The organism is Mesorhizobium sp. M0983, assembly GCF_040318975.1.
Lineage (GTDB): Bacteria > Pseudomonadota > Alphaproteobacteria > Rhizobiales > Rhizobiaceae > Mesorhizobium.
Map to the genome: position 1 here is coordinate 1 of NZ_JAMYNH010000046.1, position 21,014 is coordinate 21,014.

Annotated in this window: 16 protein-coding genes and 1 pseudogene; 11 read left to right on the forward strand and 6 right to left on the reverse strand. The window is 61.6% G+C overall.

The features are described from left to right. Positions 1–935: 935 nt before the first annotated feature. From NKH71_RS32740 to NKH71_RS32780, 9 genes are all read left to right on the forward strand, one after another. Positions 936–2,492, forward strand: a complete 1,557-nt coding sequence (locus NKH71_RS32740; RefSeq protein WP_352896445.1) for a family 16 glycosylhydrolase — start codon at positions 936–938, stop codon at positions 2,490–2,492. 324 nt (positions 2,493–2,816) lie between these two features. Further along, entirely contained in the window at positions 2,817–3,146 is a 330-nt protein-coding gene (locus NKH71_RS32745; RefSeq protein WP_352792081.1) for a hypothetical protein, read from the forward strand. Positions 3,147–3,465: 319 nt separating this feature from the next. After that, positions 3,466–4,380, forward strand: a complete 915-nt coding sequence (locus NKH71_RS32750; protein WP_352896448.1) for a metallophosphoesterase — start codon at positions 3,466–3,468, stop codon at positions 4,378–4,380. A gap of 300 nt (positions 4,381–4,680) precedes the next feature. Beyond that, on the forward strand, positions 4,681–5,067 hold the full coding sequence (locus tag NKH71_RS32755) for a PA3715 family protein (RefSeq protein WP_352896451.1): 387 nt from the start codon (positions 4,681–4,683) through the stop codon (positions 5,065–5,067). 811 nt (positions 5,068–5,878) lie between these two features. Then, on the forward strand, positions 5,879–6,910 hold the full coding sequence (locus NKH71_RS32760) for an MFS transporter (protein WP_352896454.1): 1,032 nt from the start codon (positions 5,879–5,881) through the stop codon (positions 6,908–6,910). After that, complete coding sequence (locus NKH71_RS32765) at positions 6,907–7,236, forward strand: hypothetical protein (protein ID WP_352896456.1); 330 nt, start codon at positions 6,907–6,909, stop codon at positions 7,234–7,236. The genes NKH71_RS32760 and NKH71_RS32765 overlap by 4 nt, the downstream gene beginning before the upstream one ends. 121 nt (positions 7,237–7,357) lie before the next feature. Further along, positions 7,358–8,851, forward strand: a complete 1,494-nt coding sequence (gene cysK, locus NKH71_RS32770; RefSeq protein ID WP_352896458.1) for a cysteine synthase A — start codon at positions 7,358–7,360, stop codon at positions 8,849–8,851. Positions 8,852–9,087: 236 nt separating this feature from the next. Then, positions 9,088–12,375, forward strand: coding sequence for an alpha/beta fold hydrolase (locus tag NKH71_RS32775; RefSeq protein ID WP_352896461.1), 3,288 nt, complete (start codon positions 9,088–9,090; stop codon positions 12,373–12,375). Then, complete coding sequence (locus NKH71_RS32780) at positions 12,341–13,807, forward strand: ATP-binding protein (protein WP_352896463.1); 1,467 nt, start codon at positions 12,341–12,343, stop codon at positions 13,805–13,807. The genes NKH71_RS32775 and NKH71_RS32780 overlap by 35 nt, the downstream gene beginning before the upstream one ends. A gap of 292 nt (positions 13,808–14,099) precedes the next feature. On the opposite strand, the gene NKH71_RS32785 is transcribed toward NKH71_RS32780, so the two are convergent. From NKH71_RS32785 to NKH71_RS32810, 6 genes and pseudogenes are all read right to left on the reverse strand, one after another. After that, positions 14,100–14,930 (reverse strand): alpha/beta fold hydrolase, encoded by an 831-nt coding sequence (locus NKH71_RS32785; RefSeq protein WP_352896466.1) that lies wholly within the window; start codon positions 14,928–14,930, stop codon positions 14,100–14,102. Continuing rightward, on the reverse strand, positions 14,927–15,184 hold the full coding sequence (locus NKH71_RS32790; protein WP_352790547.1) for a YjiS-like domain-containing protein: 258 nt from the start codon (positions 15,182–15,184) through the stop codon (positions 14,927–14,929). Before NKH71_RS32790 ends, NKH71_RS32785 begins: the two co-directional genes overlap by 4 nt. Before the next feature lie 124 nt (positions 15,185–15,308). After that, positions 15,309–15,902, reverse strand: coding sequence for an NAD(P)/FAD-dependent oxidoreductase (locus tag NKH71_RS32795; RefSeq protein WP_352896469.1), 594 nt, complete (start codon positions 15,900–15,902; stop codon positions 15,309–15,311). After that, a complete protein-coding gene (locus NKH71_RS32800) occupies positions 15,880–16,551 on the reverse strand; it encodes an NAD(P)-binding domain-containing protein (RefSeq protein WP_352896470.1) in 672 nt (223 codons plus the stop codon). Before NKH71_RS32800 ends, NKH71_RS32795 begins: the two co-directional genes overlap by 23 nt. Before the next feature lie 89 nt (positions 16,552–16,640). Beyond that, positions 16,641–17,225, reverse strand: a complete 585-nt coding sequence (locus NKH71_RS32805) for an OsmC family protein (protein WP_352790551.1) — start codon at positions 17,223–17,225, stop codon at positions 16,641–16,643. A gap of 1,262 nt (positions 17,226–18,487) precedes the next feature. Then, positions 18,488–18,985, reverse strand: a pseudogene (locus NKH71_RS32810) (HipA domain-containing protein); the annotation flags it as partial. A gap of 272 nt (positions 18,986–19,257) precedes the next feature. Between NKH71_RS32810 and NKH71_RS32815 the strand changes: the two are divergent. Then, the gene (locus NKH71_RS32815; protein ID WP_352896473.1) at positions 19,258–20,088 is read left to right on the forward strand and encodes a PA3715 family protein; all 831 of its coding nucleotides are present in this window, start codon (positions 19,258–19,260) and stop codon (positions 20,086–20,088) included. Positions 20,089–20,207: 119 nt separating this feature from the next. After that, the gene (locus NKH71_RS32820; protein WP_352717709.1) at positions 20,208–20,654 is read left to right on the forward strand and encodes a class I SAM-dependent methyltransferase; all 447 of its coding nucleotides are present in this window, start codon (positions 20,208–20,210) and stop codon (positions 20,652–20,654) included. Positions 20,655–21,014 lie beyond the last annotated feature (360 nt).

Genomic DNA, 21,014 nt, shown 5'->3' on the forward strand with positions numbered 1-21,014 from the left:
ACCTGGCGAAAGCCGTCCTCATCCGACAGCAGCAACGCTTTCAACTCGCCCCTGCTCAGTTTAACGTCTCGATTGGTCATGGCACTTCCCCTTCCACGGGAATTGGTGATCGCAACGTCACCACCGTGCCATGGCCGCTCGCCCCTCAGAGCAAGCGCCGTTCTCTCTCCAAAACTTTTTGCAGAACCTTCAGGACACTATCCAGGTCAGCTAGTCCGCCACGCAGCAACGGCAGATATTCCGGCTGCCCCTCTCGATCACCTCATGGACACGGGCGGTGCGCTCGAGCCACGGGCGCCCAAAGCAGCGCGACATTCAGCCGACGGACACGGTTTTCGCAGGGCGTCCGGAACGCTGTTTCGGTGCGGCCGTTCGACACACTGCCTACATTAGAAGGTGTTAATAAGTTATCGCCTAGCCTCATTCTCGCCGCAAATGGCAGGCTTGGTCGCGTACATCGTCCTCGAATGATCAATTTACACAGGTACAAAGCCGTGTGTTAACAGGTTAGTAAACGGAAGTATCTGCGTTTTACTTAGCGACGCAGGTCGAATTAAAACAAAAAACCGCAATGAGCTAATGGTCTACGGTGCTTATACTATACGACAGGCTCGGCGCTACGTCCGCCGGAAGAGTTGCTCTCACTTCAATCCGGCAGCGGCTGGAACCGTTGAACACCTTGCGGGGCGTCGGCAGCGACACCGTATATGGTTTCAAGGAGGAGGACCTGATGCGCATTCCCGTTGACAAAACTCACCTTCGAGGGCGGGCTCAACGTTAAGTTCGCTCGACAATATGTCTGGGGCGAGGACTTCCAAATCTCCGCTACTTTGAAATCCGTTCGCGGTGCCTAGCTGCGAGCATGCTCATGTCGCGCGCCTCGGCGATGCGCGGCAGTAGAAATCCCTGTTTTCAACCTCAAAGAGGATCACCGAATGGCTCTTTCCACACCTTCAGGCTTTGCCTCTAGCGACCTGGTCTACGAGGAGAACTTCTCCGGTACGGCGCTCGACAGCGATTGGCATACCTACATCACCAGCAATGCCGCCAACGGCTGGCCATGGAATACCAATGGGTCGGGAGGAAGTACACCGGGCGGCCCATATAATGCCGACTATGATATGGCGAGCCAAGTGTCCGTGAACAACGGGACCTTGGATCTCACGGCGATCCAACAGCCCATCAGCGGCATGAATCAGGGGACGGCACAAACATTCCCGATCACGTCCGGCGCTGTCAGCAGCTACGGCAACTTCGAATTCAACGGCGGTTACCTTCAGATCAGCATGCAAGCGCCGAGTGGCGACGGCGCATGGCCAGGCCTCTGGATGATGCCCGGCCAAGGCGCGGGCAGCAGCGGCGACAATTTCGAGATCGATATACAGGAGGGTGGATTTACCGGTTCGGGGCCCACAGACCATAATTTCGCCTGGCACCTCCACGGGCCGTCAGGGGCGACCGGTGGCGTCGTCGACAGCGGCGTCGACCTCACGGCGGGCTTCCACACGTACGGCATCAACTGGGTGCCCGGTGAATCGATCACCTGGTATCTGGACGGGAAGCAGATGGCGCAAGTGACCAGCGCACAGGCCGTGATCCCGGATGAACCGATGGAATTGATGATGAACAATGGGGTCGCGAATTCGAACGCGAGCGGATGGCATTCGGCTCTCGACAGCTCGACCCCAGCGTCGATGCAGATGCAGGTCGACGAGGTGCAGCTCTATCAAAAGATAGGTAGCGGCGACACCGTCACGGGGGCGAACGTCGCTCCCCCAGTCACTGGCTCGACCGGAACCGAGACTGGGTCTGGAACCGGGACTGTCGCTCCTTCCGGCGACACCAGCGATGGCACTTTGTACGGCACCAGCGGCGCGGATGTATTGCATGGAACCAGCGGCCACACGATGATCGGCTATGGCGGCAACGACACTTACTATGTCGATAATGCCAACGAGAAGGTGGTTGAGGCAGTGGGCGGCGGCAACGACAGTGTGATCGCCTCGGTGAGCTATGCGCTTTCGGCCGGCTCGGAGATCGAGCATCTCGCCACCAACAACCCGTCCGGCACGAAGACGATGAGCCTCACCGGCAACGAGTTCGCCCAGACCATCCAGGGCAATGACGGCAACAATGTCATCAACGGCGGGCTCGGCGCCGACGTCTTGACCGGTTACGCAGGCCACGATGCCTTCTCGTTCAATACTGCTCTTGGAGCCGGCAATGTCGACAAGATCACGGACTTCAAGCGCTCCCAGGACACGTTCCATCTCAGCGATACCGTTTTTGCCGGGCTGCAGCCGGGAGGGCTTCCATCCAAAGCTTTCTTTGTTGGTGCAGCCGCGCATGACAGTTCCGATCATATCATCTACAACAGTGAAACTGGGGCGCTCTCTTTTGACAGTGACGGGGCCGGCGGCGCATCTCAAATACAGTTCGCCACTCTTTCCCCACATCTCTCGCTCGCCGCAGCCTCATTCTATGTGACCTGAAGTAACTCGGGGCTGCCGTGGCCAAACAAGGACTGGATAAACAGCACCTCAAAGCCATGATCCCGAACCGAAGTCAGCGTAGCAAAAGGCGGGAGCCCGGTTTTCGGAGAAGATCTGCTCCATCCCGATGCCATCGGGATGGAACAGGCTCTAGTTGTGAGCTTCTGTAGGTTGTCCATTCGGACCGAACCGAGGAGACTGGAGTTGCCAAGCTTCCGGTCCGAATGAACATCCCAGACTGGCAGGCGCAGCATCATCAGCTACTTTCTCTCGCCAATGATGCAATACAAGCAGGAGACACTGCGAGAGCGGTAAGAAGCCGGTTTGCAGCCGACGAAAGTTCGCCCTCCGGTTTCAACTCGAGAGCGCCGCAATCTTGTCGACGCGCAGCCAAAGCATGCGATACGTCAAAGGCGGGAAGCGGTCGGCTCCAACCTGGATGACCAAAGCCGGGCGTGGAAGGTCGAACTGGAACAACTCGCTCGCGAGACAGGCCTCGCGCTCCACATTGCATCACCATCCGACGGGCACATCGACGTGGAGCAACATCGAACACCCCTGTTCTGCATCACGCAAACTGGCGCGGACGGCGCCCTCCTCGATCGCGCAGCCCTGGTCGAGCTGATCGCAGTCACGACAACCAAACGGGCCTGAAGTTGGGCGCGGTCGATTCCGCGACCGACGAAAAACGGAATAAATGAACGATGTCGAGATGGAGGCGCTCGCCATATAAGGCGACGCATTCATCCGGAATGGAACTACACAATCCGCGCGAGATCAGTGGCAAATCGGAGTAGTTGACGGGTCCTAGCCGGAGCTCCCTCCCCTGCGCAATAAAGACCAATGCTTGCAGGTGACGCCGATTTGGGAAACTATTGACCCGAGGCCTCTCACGCGGTTGATGTGGTTCAGGCTGCCGTGGCTGAATTTGTGGCGATCTCAAAAACCGACCTCGTTGTGCTGGGAAATACAAGTGCTGACATCGCGGCGCTCATTCCTGAAGCTCTTTGGCGCCGTGTCGCTCGCGACATTCGGTTTGGCGAGTTATGCCCTCGCGATTGAACCTCGGTTTCGACTGGGTGTCACTCGCTACAAGGTCCTACCGCCGCGCTGGCCGACCACTGCCAAGCCCCTGCGCATCGTCGTGCTCGCTGACATCCACGCCTGCGAGCCTTGGATGCCGGTTTCCAGGATCGACGAGATCGTCGGTGTTTCGAATAGCCTGCAGCCCGATATCATCCTTCTCCTTGGCGACTATGTGATGGGCGTGCTGCCGCGCTATGCCACCGGGATCGTGCCCGACACTGTTTGGGGCAATTCACTTTCGAAACTTTCCGCGCCACTCGGCTGCCACGCCATTCTCGGCAACCACGACTGGTGGCACGGTGTCGATAGCGTCCGCGCAGCCCTCGTCGACAATGGGATTCCGGTCCTCGAGAACACCGCCCTGCTTATCCGTCAGAAGGATGGCCCAGCATTCTGGCTCGCGGGTCTTGGCGACCAGTGGGCCGTGCAGTCTTCTCGCGGCGTGTACACGGGCGTCGACGATCTGCCTGGAACAATGGCCGCAATACCCGACGACGGCAATCCGATATTGCTCCTTGCGCATGAACCGGACATCTTCATTACTGTCCCTGACCGTGTCAGCCTGACGTTATGCGGCCATACACATGGCGGACAGGTGCGCTTGCCACTCATCGGACCCCCCATCATCAATTCAGCCTACGGACAGCGCTTCGCCTACGGGCATATCGTCGAGGGTGGGCGGCACATGATCGTATCCGGGGGTTTGGGCGTATCGTGGCTGCCGGTGCGCTTCGGCGTGTCGCCGGAGATCATGGTCGTCGATATCGGCCCGAAAACGGGCTCTCGTCCTATCGAAGAATGACGTCTGCTGTTCCAGAGAGACCTGCCGTCCACGGTTGACCGTTCGCGTGAGGGAATTGATCTTCACGTACATGCGCTCGCGGTTTGGCCGTGTTCCCATCGCCTGCAAGGCGAACGCGGCACAGTCATCTTACGGGCGGAGTTCGGCGGAAAGCTTCGATTTCTCTTTGAGAAGCCGAGCCAAGCGTCCGAAACACCTTTCGTCGACATTCTCGGGACGGCCATGCTTGGACGAAACCTCGTTTCGGGATCGGCGGCATGCTCCTATTGGGTGAGGCGGCGCGCGAACCAGCGTGATGACATGATTGTCATCGACAAGGTGGAATTCGACACCGGCCGTTATGCACTGGCCCCCGACTTCGGCCTACGCCTCGAAATGGCACACCATTCGCTGACCGCTCCCTTCACTGAAACCGACCTGCGGCTCTATGCCATCGCCGGCGATACGCTGCGAGTGGTTCTCGACGGCCTTGTGGTGGTCGGCTCTGGCGGCGACAGCGATGCCAGTTGCGCAGGATCGTTTCATTCCAGCCAGGTCAGCCTGGCGATGAGCCCGGCGCGCCACCACGGCTATCATGACATCATTGCGGTCGAGCGGACGGACACCGATAATCCCTCCCCCGACCAGAATGGCGAATGCGAGTCCCATCCCGGCAAGCCCGTGACGGACGTACCGGCTGCGCTATGACGGCAGCCGCTATCCGGTTCCCGCGGCACTCAGGGTGATGGGGTTGTAACACGGCGAGATCGCCTTTGGCGCCCTGCAAGCCGCCCTTGATCTCAGTTATGGCCCCAATATGGTGTTCTTCACATGGGCCGGCTTCGACGAGATGGACGACCTCAGCCGAGACGCTCAGCCGAATTGCTCGACGACGGCTCGGTCGAGATCACATTCGCCTATCACAACGGCGATGAGGCTATCCTCAAGGCCAAACGGGATGCTTCTTCAACAGCCTGTTAGGTCTGGAACGTCTGTCACACCTCCAGGAATGCTATTCCGATCCCTGATCGCTCTGGTCCGTCGGATCACGCGCTACTCACGAGCCCAACCACTCCAGCCACAGCGAATGGTCAAATCCGGATCGCGCCGAGGTAGTGCTGCTGTCCGAAGGCGCATAAGTGTCGCCAATATGCCCGGCGTTGTGGATTAGCAGAGCCGGCCGGGGCCCTGTTTGGTCGTGTGCGGCAGCATGAGATAGGTGCGCCGACCAGACGACCAGACGAAGCGATAGACTGGATATCGATCTCGGCGGGCAAGTCTTTGCGCCCACACCCCTCATCCAACGAGAGCTTCTGGAGAGAGATTATCTAGGCATGTTGGTATTCAGGTGATGCCGGCGTGCGAATGGCGGGTTCCCGCGCTTCTGGAACTTCTCGCTCCAAAAGTAGGCTCCATTCTGGTTCTGGAAATCCACCATTCTCGATTAGGCCTGACCTCATTCTCAACACCTCCTGTGGGGTAGGTTGCAGGTCCAGGTGGGCCGTTTCCACGGCCCGCGTTGGAGCTTTCCACGCTGACGCACACGCCTGCTTCCATACCGCTGGCCGATGACAGCTTCGAAGAGGCCTTCGAGGGCAGAAACATGTCGAATCGTCAGGTATCACCAACTGGAGGCAGGGAGGTTCGGGACGGCGCAATACGGCTGCGCGGCCTGTTGGCTGCGGCCGGTGCCACAACCGCCATGGCGTTCGGATTTGGCAGCCTTGCGCTCACATCCGTCTTCATCAGACCGCTTGAGGCGGAGTTTGGCTGGTCGCGAGCCGACATCAGCCTTGCCTACACGCTATCAAGCGTCGGCATGGCGTTGGGCGGGCTGTTCTGGGGCCGGCTGTCGGACCGCCTGAATATCAAAAGCCTGCTATTCATCGGCTCGGCTGGCATGGTGATCGCGCTCGCCGCGCTTTCCTTCGCCACTTCGCTCTGGCAGATCTATGCGGCCAACTTCGCTTTGGGCGGGCTAGGCTTTGCCTGTCTCTATGCGCCGGTACTTGCCGTGACCGGGCTCTGGTTCGACCGCCGCCGCGGCGTCGCGGTGGGGATCGTCACAGCAGGCGGAGCCCTGGGCCAGGGCATAATACCCTACGCTGCAAATGCCTTGATTGACGGCGTCGGTTGGCGCCTCGCATACGCGATCATGGCGGCGGCGACGATGGCTGCGCTGGCGATCTTCATGCCGGCGGTTCAGGCGCCGCCCGTCGGTGACGTCCTTCCCGCGCCGGTGCGTTTTTCAGCAAAGCCAGGGTTCCAAAGTGGCCGGCTTTCTCCGGTGGCGCTGCTATCAGCTGCAGCCTTCCTTTGCTGCGCCTGCATGGGCGTCCCGCTGATGCACCTCACGAGCTTCGTCACGACCGTGTGCGGGTCTTCGGATGTCGGATCGCTCAGCCTGCTGATCGCCATGCTGTTCGGCGCCATCGGGCGGATCGCATTCGGGCTCCTCGCCGACCGAGCAGGCAACCCTTCTGCTTATGCCCTGGCGTCGTTTATTCAGACGGCATGCGTTGCGATTTTCCGGCGCTGGACCAGCAATTGAGCCTGCTGTCGCTGTCGGCGGTTTTCGGCTTCGGCTTTGCCGGGAACATGACGTGCCTGATCCTTTGCGTGCGCCAGTTTGCGCCAGCCGAACGCTTTGGCCAGTCACTCGGCACCGTCATGCTGATCGCCTGGGTGGGCATGGGCGTAGCCGGCTATTTCGGCGGTTTCGTCTATGACAGCTTCGGCAGCTATGGGCCCGCTTTCCTGATGGCATCTGTCGCAGGCGCGGCCAATCTCGTGGTTCTGGGCGGATTGGCGGTCTCATCCGGCGCGAGAGTGCAGGTCCCACGCGGCCGCCTTGCGGATCCAGCGATGAGCCGCTGATTCAAACGTCGACACTCCGCTTAATCCACGTTGGTTCGAACGCTGCAAACCACGGCCTTCCTGCCAACCTCAGAGATCGAAGAGGGCGGAGCACCGTCATCACCAGGCAAGGACAGCTGAGATGAGCAGTATCTACGACAGCATTCTCGACACGATCGGCGACACGCCGGTCGTCCGCCTTTCCCGCATCAACAATGGTGCCGCTTCGCTCTATGCCAAGCTCGAGGCGTTCAATCCCGGCGGCTCGGTCAAGGACCGTCTTGCCGCCGCGGTCATCGAAGAGGCGGAGAGTTCCGGTGCACTTCGGCCTGGCCAGACGGTGATCGAGGCGACGAGCGGCAACACGGGCATCGGACTTGCCATGGTTTGCGCGAGGAAAGGCTACCCTCTCGTCATCGTCATGCCGGAAAACGCCAGCCTCGAACGCCGCAAGCTGATGCGCTTTTTCGGTGCCAAGGTCGTGTTGACCCCTGCGGTAGAGCGCGGCAGCGGCATGCTCGCCAAGGCGGTCGAGCTGGCCCGAGCGCATGGCTGGTTCCTCTGCCGGCAGTTCGAGACGCCCGTCAACGCCGATGTCCATGCCCGCACGACAGCGCTCGAAATCCTCGCGGCGTTCCAGGACCGTCCACTCGACTACTGGGTCACCGGCACCGGGACCGGCGGAACGCTGGCCGGTGTGGCGCGAGTACTCAAGCGCGAGCGCCCGGAAACGCGGATCATCGTCTGCGAGCCCGACAATTCGGCGCTGCTGTCGAGTGGCATTCCCCAAACTTTCGACGAACACGGACTGCCCACTCGGGCGCACACTCGCTTCCGGCCACACCCGATGCAAGGCTGGAGCCCTGATTTCATTCCGCAGATCGTCGGCAACGCGATAGCTGACGATCTTGTGGACGAAATCTTGCCGGTTTCAGGCGCCAGCGCTTTGGAAGCTGCGCGCCGGCTTGCGACGGAAGAAGGAATACTGGCGGGGATCTCCGGCGGGGCTACCTTGAGCGGGGCACTGGAAATCGCTGGACGCGTCGGACGGGACCGGAACGTGCTGTGTATGTTGCCTGACACGGGCGAGCGGTATCTCAGCACGATCCTGTTCGATCATATCAGCGAGGAAATGTCGCCAGCCGAAGAGGCGATCTCTCGCTCCACACCCGGCTGCCGCTTCGACCGGCCGCCGTCCTTCGCCCTTTCATCGGCGCCCATGAACGAGATGCAAATCGATCAGTCGGCGCATGCGTTTGTCGATGAGGCGATCTATGATCCGGAGCATCGGGTGGTCATATTCGCCCTGACATGGTGCGAATTCTGCTGGACGGTAAGAAAGCTTTTCGACCGTGCCGGAGTCGCCTACAGGTCCATCGACATCGATGCTCCGGAATTCCAGAAGAACGGCCGGGACGGGGAAATCCGCAAGGCTCTGAGGGCTCGGATCGGTTCGCCTACAATTCCGCAGGTCTTTGTTGGCGGCGAGCATATCGGCGGCTGCATGGATACGCTTGCGGCCTGGCGGGACGGCACGCTCGCCGCCCGGCTGGAGTTCGTTGGCGCAAACTACACGCCCGGCGCATGCGCAAATCCCGAGAGCCTGCTGCCTCGATGGGTGCGCGCGGCAGCGTGAGATCCCGCCTAACGGGCCTTTCAGAGTGCCGTCGCCACCATCAAAGCGAGCCGGAACGGGCGTGATCCCGTTCCGGCTCGGCATTCATGTGCACTTGTCCGTGTCGGCCTTCCCACAAAGGAAAGGCAAATCAGAGCGCAGGCGGAAACCTCACGCTTCCGGAAACGAACGCTTTCGGCAGCGGCACGGACTTGATACAATCCATGGCTAATTTAGCAGCGACTGGGATTGGCAAAGTGTCGCTCGAAATTCGCGTTCTCGGAGATCTGACCGTCCTTCGCCTTGGCGAGGTCGTTTCCTTGCCGCCTTCGAAAAAGACACGGGCGCTGCTGGCCTATCTTGCGCTCGTAGAGCGGCCGCAGCGGCGCGAGCGGCTTTGCGAAATGTTCTGGGAGGTACCGGACGATCCTCGCGGCGCGCTGCGCTGGAGTCTCTCGAAGATCCGACAGGTCGTCGACCTCGGGGACGGCGAGATCCTGCAAGCCGACCGCAACGCAGTTCGCCTGAACACCAGCGAAATCGTGCTGGACATCGCGCCGCTCCGCGGCTTTGGCGGTCGCGACATAGAGGCTCTTGAACGGGAAAAACTGGAGGCCCTCGCCGGAGCGTTCCGCGGACGTTTCCTTGATGACCTTTCACTGCCGCGCTGTCCGGAATTCGAAGCCTGGCGCATTGCGACCGCCGACGAACTGCACGTGACGCATCTGCGCATCCTTCGGGTGCTCGTCGACCGGCTGGCGGATGAGCCGGCACGGGCGCTTCCGTACGCGCATGTCCTGCACGGGTTGGAGCCTGGAGACGAGGCTCTTCGAGCGGACATCCGCCGGCTGAGCGAGGCAGCACGGCAATCCGCCATGGTCCAGAGCCGCGCTTCGAGAACCGACATCGGGGTCGCTCCCGCCGATGAGACCGTTCCTCCGACGCGTGTTTTGCCTGCGTCGGAGATACAGCTTGCCTCTCCGCCGGAGCGAATCCTTGCGCAGGAGATTCGCCGGTGCACGACGCCCGATGGCGCGCGCCTGGCCTATTCCTTGAGTGGTCAAGGCCCGCCTTTGGTAAGGGCCGCCCACTGGATGTCCCATCTCGAGCTCGAATGGGACAGTCCGGTCTGGAAGCATTGGATCGAGGGCCTCTCCGCGCACTACCAGCTGATACGTTACGACCAGCGCGGCAACGGCCTGTCGGACCGGTATCCCGCCGACCTGTCCTTCGAGGCCATGGTTGCAGACCTGGAGAGCATCATCGATGCCGCTGGTCTGCGCCGCGTTTCCCTGCTTGGCATTTCCCAAGGGTGCGCCGTTTCCATAGCCTATGCCGTCCGGCATCCAGAGCGCGTGGCGGGGATGGTGCTGTATGGCGGATTCACCAAAGGTTGGCGCAAACGGGGCAATCAGCGCGAAATAGCGCGTCGCGAAGCGATGGGAGCGCTGATACAGGAAGGCTGGGGCCAAGACGACCCGGTGTTCCGGCAAATGTTCACCTCCCTCTTCATTCCGGAAGCAACGCCGGAACAGAGGAATTGGTATAACGAGCTGCAACGCAATACTGTCTCGCCCGAGATTGCCCATCGCATCTTCGAGGAAGGCGCCGTCATCGACGTGGACGAGCTGTTACCGCGGATCCGTGTCCCGACCCTGGTGATGCATGCCACGGGGGACGCGGTCATTCCATTCGATCATGGCCGGGCGATGGCTGGGAAAATCCCCGGCGCGCGTTTCGTCGCGCTAGACAGCATCAACCACGTGCTGCTTGGCCACGAACCGGCATTCGCGACCTTCGTCGACGAAACGCGTCGTTTCCTTGCCGACCCCGAACAGACGCAGCAACTGGCAGGCCCTCCGGCGTCCTTGGGAATCAACCGCTCTCGGCAATACATAACAGTGCTGGCGGCGGAAGTGGTCAGTCCCATGCATCTCCTCGAAACGGAGGATCCGGAAGTGGCGATCCGCGAATTCCAGCCCGTCGAGGATCGGGTGACAGAAGTCGTGGAGAGCCATGGCGGCGTCGTCACGTCGGCTGCTGACGGGACAATCACCGCAGCATTCGGCCTCGCTCGCGCCACCGAGGATCACGCTTATCTTGCATGCCGCGCCGCGCTTGCGGCCAAGCTGGCAGTGGAGGAGCTTTCTCAGGGCGGGATCCAGTTGAGGGCCGGAATAGACACCGGCGAGGTGATCGTACGGCAGCAATGGACGACCAAAGCCAACAAGGTTGAACTGGCCGGAGCCGCGCCGCGTGCGGCCAACCGGCTGATGCGTGCCTTGCACCGTGCGACGATCGCCGCGACAGGCCGGGCGCGCGCAGCCGCCGGGGGCTATGTGCAGATGCACCGCTTAGCGCATTCGGAGCATCCGCAACTTGGCCAAGAGGAACGCATTTACGAGCTGTTGGCCGAAAATCACGCTTTGTCGCGCTGGCACCTGAGGGCCAACCGCGGCCTCACCGGACTGGTGGCGCGCGAGCTCGAGCTGAAAATCCTGCTTGCAACCTGGCGCCGGGTCAGGGAGGGCCACGGCCAGGTCGTCGGGATCGTCGCCGACCCCGGCATGGGCAAGTCGAGGCTTGCCCATGAATTTCTCTCCCTTGACGAAGTGGCCGGTTTTACTGTGCTTGAATGTGGCGGTCTGGAATTTGATTCATCAGTTACTCTGGGCGCTGTAAAGAAGCTGCTGCTCTCGGCTTGTGGCATTCGCGGCGAAGACGGCTTGGCGGAAGCCCAGCGCTTGTTTGCCTTCAAACAGGCGGAACTGGACCTGGACCCAAGTCATACGGCGCCGCTTTCCTTCCTCGCGGACCTGCCGGTCAACGATGCTTGCTGGTGGCATCTCGATGCGCGGGAGCGGACCTCACGGGTATCCGAGGCGATGAGCGCTTTTTTCGTTGCCTTGAGCAGAGCCGCGCCCGTAGCCGTGCTTATCGAGGATCTGCACTGGATCGATGCCGAGAGCGAGGCCGTAATGAACAGGCTGGTCGAAGTCATGGGCGCCAACCGTATCATGCTGCTCGCCACCTACAGGCCGCAGTACCGGCACGAATGGAACCGCCGCGGCTATTTCCAGCAGATAAGGCTGGAGCGGTTCGCGCGGGACGAAATGGAGCAGTTCCTCACCGAATTGCTGGGAGCCGATCCCAGTTTGGGGGAACTGCGGCAATCGCTTGCCGAGCGGGCCGAGGGCACGCCGCTATTCCTGGAAGAAATGGTGCGCGGACTGGTTGCGGACGGTGCACTTGCCGGCCAGTCCGGCCGCTACGAGCTCAAGAGGCCAGTGGATTCCATCACCATCCCGTCGACGGTTCAATCGCTCATCGCCGCACGTATCCAGCAGCTGGGTGAATCGGAAAGGCAGGCACTCCAACTCGGTTATCGGCAAGAATGTTCCGCATCCGCTGCTGAGGGCGCTCTCGCCGCTCTCGGAGGCGGAGCTGGAGGCATGTCTAGCCAAACTGCAGAGCTTGGAATTCCTGTTCGAGGTCCAGAGCTATCCTCACGTGGAATATACGTTCAAGCATGCGTTGACGCTTAAGGTGACCTACGAATCCCTGCTGGGGGAGGACCGAAAAAGCCTGCATCGGGCTGCATTGGTTGCGATGGACAGACTCTATGCCGGATCGCTGAACCACCACATCGAGGAACTGGCCGAACACGCGCTTCGTGCCGAAGCATGGGAACCGGCCGCGGATTATCTGCTGCAAGCGGCGGGTCGGGCTGAGGAACGCTCGGCCTATTCCGCCGCGGTCCAGTTCCTCGAAAACGCCCGCAAAGCAGTCGCCGCGCTGCCCCGAAATCCGAAAACTCTCGCCCAGGCGATCAATCTGCGGGTGCGGATGCGGCCCGCCTATGGCGCCCTGGGTGCCTATCGGAAGGCGCTGCCGCAGCTATTGGAAGCGCGCGAACTGGCCACGGAACTGGGCGATCCGCAACTCATCTCTGACGTGTTGCTCCACTTGAGCTATCTCAACAGCTCCCACGGCCGCTACGAGGAGGCGCTGGAACCGGCCAACACACTCAAGCGCGGCGCGACGGTAAATGGCGTGCAGCGCTGCATAAGCGAGTCGGACCTGGCCGCCTCACAGGCGCTTCTGATCCGCAGCGAGGCGCGGCAGGTGCTGGAGCGGCTTGTTCCGCATGAGGAGAGGTTCACCAAAGCTTGGCGTCTGGAGCGTTTCGGACAGCTCGGTGCGCGTGCGGTTTGGTACCTGGGGCACCGCGCGCAGGCGGAAGCGCGCCTTGGCCGGTTCGATGATGCGGAGCGTTCGCTTGCCGAACTGCAGAAGGTCGCCGCCGAAGTGGCGCGCCCGATCGACAGCTGCGCGGCCGCCTATTTCACCGGTGTGGTGGGCGTCCTGCGCGGGCCCGAGCCGGCGCTTGTCGAGGCGCTGCAATTGTGGTTCTCCGAAGCCGCTACCAGCGCATCTATCCTACTCCGGCCATGGCTGTTGACTGTGCTCGGGCATGCGGAATTCCTGCTCGGCCGCAACCACGACGCGGGCGCCACGTTGGAAATGGCAGTGACCGAGGCTGAGCGGCTCGATCTTGCCCAGTTCGAATGTCACGCGCGCGCGGTGCTCGCATGCGTGCGTGCGCGCCTGTATGAGCCGGAAGCTGCGGCCAATCTCGGCCATGCGCTCGAGCTTGCGCGGGGACGCGGCGACCCTTGGAGCGAGATCATCGTACTGCGCGGCCTTGCCGAGCTGAAGCCTTCCAGATCGGCCATTGGCTGGCTCGAACAGGCCTGCAATCTTGCCAGGAGGGTTGAATTGCGGCCGGAGCTTGCCCGCTCCTTGCTAGCTCTCGGGCTTGCGAGGCGGCGCGGCAAGATCGCTGGCGCGGATGCCACTCTCGCGGAAGCGGCCAAGCTCTACACAGAAATGCAGATGCGGGAGGATTTCTCCGGCATGAAGGAGCCGACCGGAAGTGTCCTGCCCGATCGCGTTCCCATGGCCGTCACCGCGTGATCCCTCAGCATTCAGCGGCTTTGTTCAATCTGGTCCACCGAAGGCGGCCAAATCCTGCCCACAAGGCGTGACGTCAACCTCGAGATGCACGTGAAACGTCGGCCAGCACCTCGTCAATATAGTTAGCGCGCGCGCTGGGCTGACGCGTTTGAAGCCATGCCGTTCAAATGCGTTTCGGTGATCGACGCATGGCCCCCGCCTGGCTCTGCCGGGAATTCTGTGCTTCCATGGAGCGAAGCTGGCGAGGCTTGCGACAAGATTTGCTTCGCCGAAAGGAGAAAGCGAGCCCCCGTCACGCAGCTCGCGATGCTGCGGTGTCATGGAACACTATTTGCCGGACCAAACGGTCCGCCACCAGATCTGCGTGGGTCAGCGGCCCCATATGTCCGGCGCCAGGAACAATCGCCCCGATCGCGGCCGGAACGCGGGAAACGAGTTCCCGAGCAATGAGCTGCGTCGGAACTGGTGCAAATTCGCCGCGCAATACCAAGGCCGGAAAGCCAAATCGGGCATATTCGCTTGCTGGCGTCGATTCCTGGATCAATGCGTGGAAGTCCAGGCTGGCCTTCGGCAGAAACCGCACGAGTGCGGCCTGAAGTTCCGGCTTCATCGCCGCGAAGATGCCGGCCCCACCCCAGTAGTCGACGAAATGAGCTGTCGCGGTCAGGTAACTGCCGTTGATCAGGCCGTCATGGACGGTGCCTGCGATCGCCAAGACTTCGCCGAGCGCCTCGTGGCCCTCACAGTCCAGCTCGCGCAGCAGGTGAAAGGCAGACGGCTCATAAAGGGAGAGGCTGGCCAGCCGGTCTGGACGCATCGCTGCTATATGCAGGGCCAATCCACCATCATAGGAATGGCCAACAAGATGCACAGGCCCGTCATGGTGGTCGATCATCTCCAGGATCCCGGCGGCTTCGTCGGCGAGACGGAAAGCGCCGGTACCAGTCCAGGTGCCGCCGCCCGGCGCCCCGATCAGATCGGGTGCGATGAGCCGGTAGCTGTCATCGAGCCGCTCCGCCAGGCTGCGCCATTGCCGTCCGCTGCCGCCTGAGCAGTGCAGGGCGATGACAAGCGGTGCCTGACTCGCCCTATGCGAGACGTGGGACGTCGATGCAGCAATCATAGAGCCCCGCCCTCCTCCGCCCTCAAAAAACGCGTGCGGCGGCTGGGATCACGCCCGGCAAACGAAGTGATCCAGTTGATCTCGAAGCGGGTGATGCCGATGTCGCGCAAGATGTAGTCCGGCAACTCATAAAGCTGTCTACGGTCCCGTTGGATACGAATGAAACGCCAGACTGCGGCCAACATTGTTCCGCCAGCCCAGCGCAAACCTCGCGTTGTGGTGAGGCACAGGGATGGGTTCACCATTGCACTCATTTTGATTTTCTCCATGGTTGCGGGCGCTGACTACGGCGCCAGTGGAGCCCTTGTCGTTGTCCGCCGTGAGCGTCATCGTTGAAGGCAACGTCGATTTTTGCCGCGCCAGCGTTGTATTCGGCGGTCAGGCCGCTGCTCGGCGGGAGACGTCGAGAAACATTGCCAGGTGAGCCGCCAGCGCCTCCGCATCGCGGCCGACGCCGTCGAGGAAGCTGGAGCTTCGATGGCGCATGAAATTGAGGCCGAGCACGTAGAGTCCCGGATACGCGCAGACGCCGCCATCGTTCAGGATTTCGCCCCGGGCGTCGAACACATCCAGCTTCAGCCATGGGTATTCCCGGCGATGGCCGGTGGCCCATATGATCGTCTGGATACCCTGGTCGATGAGGTCGATTTCGGTCGCCTCGGCGCTCAGGATCAGGCTCGGAATGGAACCGGGATCGATCGAGTAGAGGCCATCGCCGGCGGCGGCGCGGTCTATATTGGCCAGCACGCGCCTTAGCCTGCGTTCCGCCGCCATGGTCGTTTCGGCGAGATCGCCGTTGAACCGAATGCGAGTATCGCAAGCGGCAGCCGCTCGACCGACAAGACGAACGCCTTGCTCCCGAAGACCGGCAAGGTCGAGCGTCCTGCGCTCGGGTGTGCCTATCAGCTGCAGCGAAGGCTGCCGCCGTGCCGCAGTGAGATCCGGAACTTCAGCGACAGGCTTGGCAAGCATTCCCAGCCGGTCGAGCCACCACAGGATGTCGTGCCCGCGGTAAAGCCTCGGTAGGCGTGTATGACTGCCAACCGACAGGGTCACCGGGCGTCCGGAGCGATTGATCTCCTCCGCAAGTTGTATGCCGGTCGCCGAGGCCCCGGCCACGAGAACGCCACCCCTGGGGCAGTTGCTGAGGATTGCGATAGTCCCGCGGCACGATTTGCCTGATACGAGAGGAGATCTGCTTTGCCATTGTCGGAATGCGTGGCCTGTCGCTGTATCCGGTCGCGACCACGACCGCACGCACCCCCCATTGGCCGCGATCGGTCAGCAGCCGGAAACCTCCATCGACCCTTTCGGCCGAAAGCACCTCAACGCCGTTTGCTACGGGCGCGGTGATCGAGCACGCGTAATCCTTCAGGAACCCGACGGTCTCGGCCATTGTCATGAAGCCGTCGGGATTGGCTCCGCGATAACCGCAGCCGGGCAGGCGTGTCATCCAGTTGGGCGTCAGCAGGCGCAGCGAATCCCACCGTTCGCTGCGCCAGCGCTCAGCGATGCGGCCGCGCTCCAGCACGACGTGGTAGACCCCGCGCTCGGACAGGCACCGGCTCATGGCGAGACCCGCCTGTCCGGCGCCGATAATGGCCACGTCTGTATGCTGCATGGAATCCGCGCCTTGTAAGCAGGGGCAACAGATCGCCGGCGCCATCCTTTTCAGGACGAGGCCGGCGATATTGCTCTTGCGGACCGAAGTCAGCCTTTCACGGCAACCGAGACCGGCACGCCGTTGGTCAGCACGTCGAACACCGCGGAACGGGCGCGCGACTGCATCACGATTTCCTCGAGCTTCTCAGCCGGAGCATCGCCGTTGATCTTGAAGGAGATACGGATGCCCTGGTAGCCGTTGCGGACTTCGTTAGAGATGCCGAGGATGCCGCGAAGGTCGATGTCGCCTTCGACGGTCGATTCCACTTCATGCAGCGTCACACCGCGCGCGGCCGCGATGTTCGCGATGCCGGCGGTCAGGCAGGAAGCAAGCGCGTGGAGGAGGTATTCGACCGGCGTCGGGCCGTTGTCTGTGCCGCACAGGACCGCTGGATGGTCGCTGTCAGCCTGGTAGGCCATCGTGTGAGACTGGTCGGCGCCGGCGCCGAAGAAGTTGGCCATCGTGCTGCTGCTGTGCGTGCCGGTGATCCAGCGGCTCTTGGCACGGAACTGGAACTTGGCAAGCTCCGGCTGCCCCGCGACGGCGTTGATGGTGGCCAGAAGGGTGGGCGTGTCAACGCCATTCCTCGGCTCCCGCGCCGCCTTCTTAACGGAAGCCTTTTCCATGACCATTGTATCGTCCTGCATGTCATTCACTCCTGGGTTCGGATGTTGCGCGACCGGGATCGCCCCGGACGGCTAAACCTCGGCCGGCAGCGTTTGACGTGCAGTGGGAACGACAGTGGGAAACGAGAGGTTTTTTGTATCAGCGAGTCGTGAACAGCACCGGATCTGCAATCAGCGAAACGACGGGCCTTCAAACGCTTGCTTCCCCGCCACTCTGCGATCTCGCCTAAGCGCCGCGAAGGCGTCACAGCCGAAACCACAGGAGATCAGACCATGTCTCGTTCGTTTGGGATAGATACCCGCCCGTCCTCAACCGACTGGGCAGTCATAGTTCGAGGACCGACCAAAGCCGAGGTGCTTGCCCACGTCGCGAAGATTCATACATACGCGAGCACGCTCAATCGGCCCGGCCGCGAGAAAACCACATGAGGCTTGTTGCGGCGGGAGTGCCGGCTGGCCCCTGTCGACAATACCTGCGGGAATATTGTTTTTCGGTCGACGTCCAGCTCAACAAGGAAGGACGCGGCCGAAGAACATCCCACGAACCTCGGGAAATTCAGGTTCGTCTAATGTTCAGACGAGAGGTGGCGGCGGAGGCTCACAAGACGCAGGGCAATAGCCGATCTTACCCCGATCGGTTTGAAGGACATCGACCACCCGAGGCCTCTGAGGTGGGCATCGCTTGGGCCCGCCGCGGCCATTCCCAGCGTTGCGATCGCAATGCGCTTCACCGTCACCTTGCGGCCTTGTGCGGTGACGTTGATCCGTCCGGCTTGCGTCCACGCGCGATCCAGCCCTTTCGCCGGGCCTCCAACGTCATGGCAGTCTTTCCCTTCGGCAACCGTCAGAGAGGACGGGTCGGCCGCAGGCGATCCAATCGGGCAGATCGCCACGCGACAGGCGCGTGACCTTGACCCGCCGGCGACGGTCGAGATCGATCGTTCGGCTGCCGAGATGGGCAAAGATCGAGAGATTGAAATAGCGCTCAAGATAAGCGCGAGCGACGAAGCGTCCGAACAAGCCTGAAAGGGCGCCTTTGACTTCACGCGCCTGTCCGAGCAGCTTCTTGAAGACGAACGGCGTTCCCGCGCCGGTCGGTGCGAGCAATGCGTCCAGGATCGACCACGCACCGTAGACCGCGCCGGCGTCTGCAGCACTTCCCAAATGCCGGCATTCTCTATGTCTGAGACTTCCAGGTCGACGGTGGTGCGGCGATGGGGCTCGCTGTCGCTGGGTCGAAGCTGTGAAGAAATGTCCTCGTCATAGCGCAGCGCCCGTTTGAGATCGTCATGCTCGAAGGCGCTGGCCATGCGGTTGATCTCGGCCGGGCGACCGCCGACCGCCTTGGCTATATCGCGCCAGGTCGCGGTCACGGTCCCGACTCCTTTGATAATCGCGCGCGCCTGCGGCAGCGTGAGCGCGAAAAACTCCGACGCCGCCTCCAGCAGATCGAGCGAACAGGTGCCCTCGTCGAGATCGATGTTCGTGGTCAGCACCCGCGCCTTGAGATCGGTCGGAACAGGATTGAGGTCGTATGCCGGCGAGAGAGGCCAACCCGCCTTTCCCAACCACAGGAAACCGTGATTGCGGAGGTGGTCGTCGAAATTGGAATCAGCACATTGAAGACGACACGCCGGTAGAGGGAGTGGGCGTCCGTCTTCCCCTGGGCGCCATGTTGCGCGAGGGCGTCGACGATCTCCGGGTAGCTGCCCCGCTCGCCGTTCCTTCGCGCCCATCATCGCCATCGCCGACAGGCAATCGAGGCGGTCGCCGGCGATGGAAAGGCAGCATTCTCAGCGTGCTCAGGGAACGCTGATCACGGGCGTCATCGACAATGGCCACGCGGTCCGTGTCGACCCCGTGCAGGTTGAGGCGGACCAATTCCAAACGGCCCGAGCTGTTGCATCTTAGCTGGACAAAGCTGGTACGCACCGATTTATCGACGTCTGCGCAGCGGCGACTTCCCTGCACCCTGTGCGCCGCCAGCAATCTCGCGTAGAGACCCCTGGCCGAGCCGGCCCTGCGACGCGAGAACTCCATGCGAATAATGTTGCCTGTCCTGTTGCTCGGTGCCGTCCTCGCCAGCCTGTCGCCCGTCCAGGCAGCGGCCGGCGATTGCGGCGATGCTGCCGCCCTGGTGCAGCAGGCCTATCCCAAGGCCCGAAAAAGCGCCGACGGCGCCTGGTTCACGCTTGCACCCCATACGAGCATCGCCTCAACGCTCCCGGAGAGCGATGCGCCATTCGGCCTGATCTGCAAGATCTGGCCCGCTCATGATGACCTGCTCTTGGTCGCAGTGCCACTGATCGACAGCCCTAACAGCGACCACCTGCATGTCGGCGATATCGAGCTACTGGTCGTCGATAGAAAGAGCCTGCAGGTGCGCCAGCGCCTGCTCCAGCCTGGACTGATGACCGATGATGCCATCGCCATCCGCAAGGTGGAATTCGACACCGGCCGCTATGTGCTGGCGCCTGATGTCACCGCCTTCGGCCTGCGCATCGAAATGGCAAACCATTCGCAGGCCAATCCCTTCACTGAAACCGACCTGCGGCTCTATGCCGTCGCCAGCGATGCGCTGCGCTTGGTGCTCGACGGCCTCGTGGTGGCCGGCCATGGCGGCGAAGGCGATGCCAGTTGCGCTGGATCGTTTCATTCCAGCCAGGTCAGCCTGGCGATGAGCCCGGCGCGCCATCACGGCTATCATGACATCATTGCGGTCGAGCGGACGGACACCGACAATCCCTCCCCCGACAAGGATGGCGAGTGCCAGTCCCATCCCGGCAAGCCTGTGAAGCGGACCTACCGGCTGCGCTATGACGGCAGCCGCTATTCGGTTCCCGCGGCACTCAGGGTGATGGGATTGTGACGCCGCCGCACACGTCCCTGCCTTGGTTCGTCAATGTGATCAATTCCAGTTGAATGGGTATCGACCATTAATTCTCTCGTGGTAGGAGGCGCTCAAGGGGGCTCTTCCCAAAGGAGCTGATGATTTGTGGTGGTCAAGATTGTTTTGCCGGAACGTGGGACGACAGACTGGACGGGCTATTCTCCGCAAAGGTCGACTACGCCGGGAAATCCATTCTCGATGTTGGCTGCAATATGGGTGTTGTCGCCTATGAGATATCCAAGCTGAAACCCAGCTCGATCCACGGGATCGACATTGCCAAGCCGCACATCCAGACTGCAAAAATGTTATTGAGCTGCTCCCCGGTGCATGCCCGGTTCGATCGCCTGAATCTTGGCAGCCGGCGCCTCGGCAATATCCTTCTACCGAAATACGATATCGTCCTGCTGCTGGCCGTCTATCAGCACATGCAGCGCAACATCGGCCCAGGCAAGGCGCGAAGGGTGCTTTCCAATATTGTGAGGCGCACCTCAAACGTTGTTGCCCGCGTTCATCGAAACGCTGTCCGACGAGGGATTCCAAGTTAAGAGCACTCACATATCCCCTCTTGGTAGTCATGTGCTCGTTCTTGAGAAACCTGCCTTCGGAAATCCGCAGCCATGATGACACATTCCTTGTGGTAGTCTGCCCACCAACATCCATGTGCCAGCAGCGGGCGCAGACCAGCTGCCTGCCTGCAGCTCGGCCCGGGGAGCGCGGATTCGCCGGCAGAAAGCATCTTGCGGATGGACTTCGCGCCAATACCGATGACATTGAGGGTTGCGGCTACGGTGTTGTCTGCTAGCTAGTTTCCGTCCATAAACGCTTCTTTTTGCGAACATTTGCAACCACTTGCCGTTCGTCGACACGTTTTTGGGAGGATGGGCAGGATCTAGGACGCTGGGATC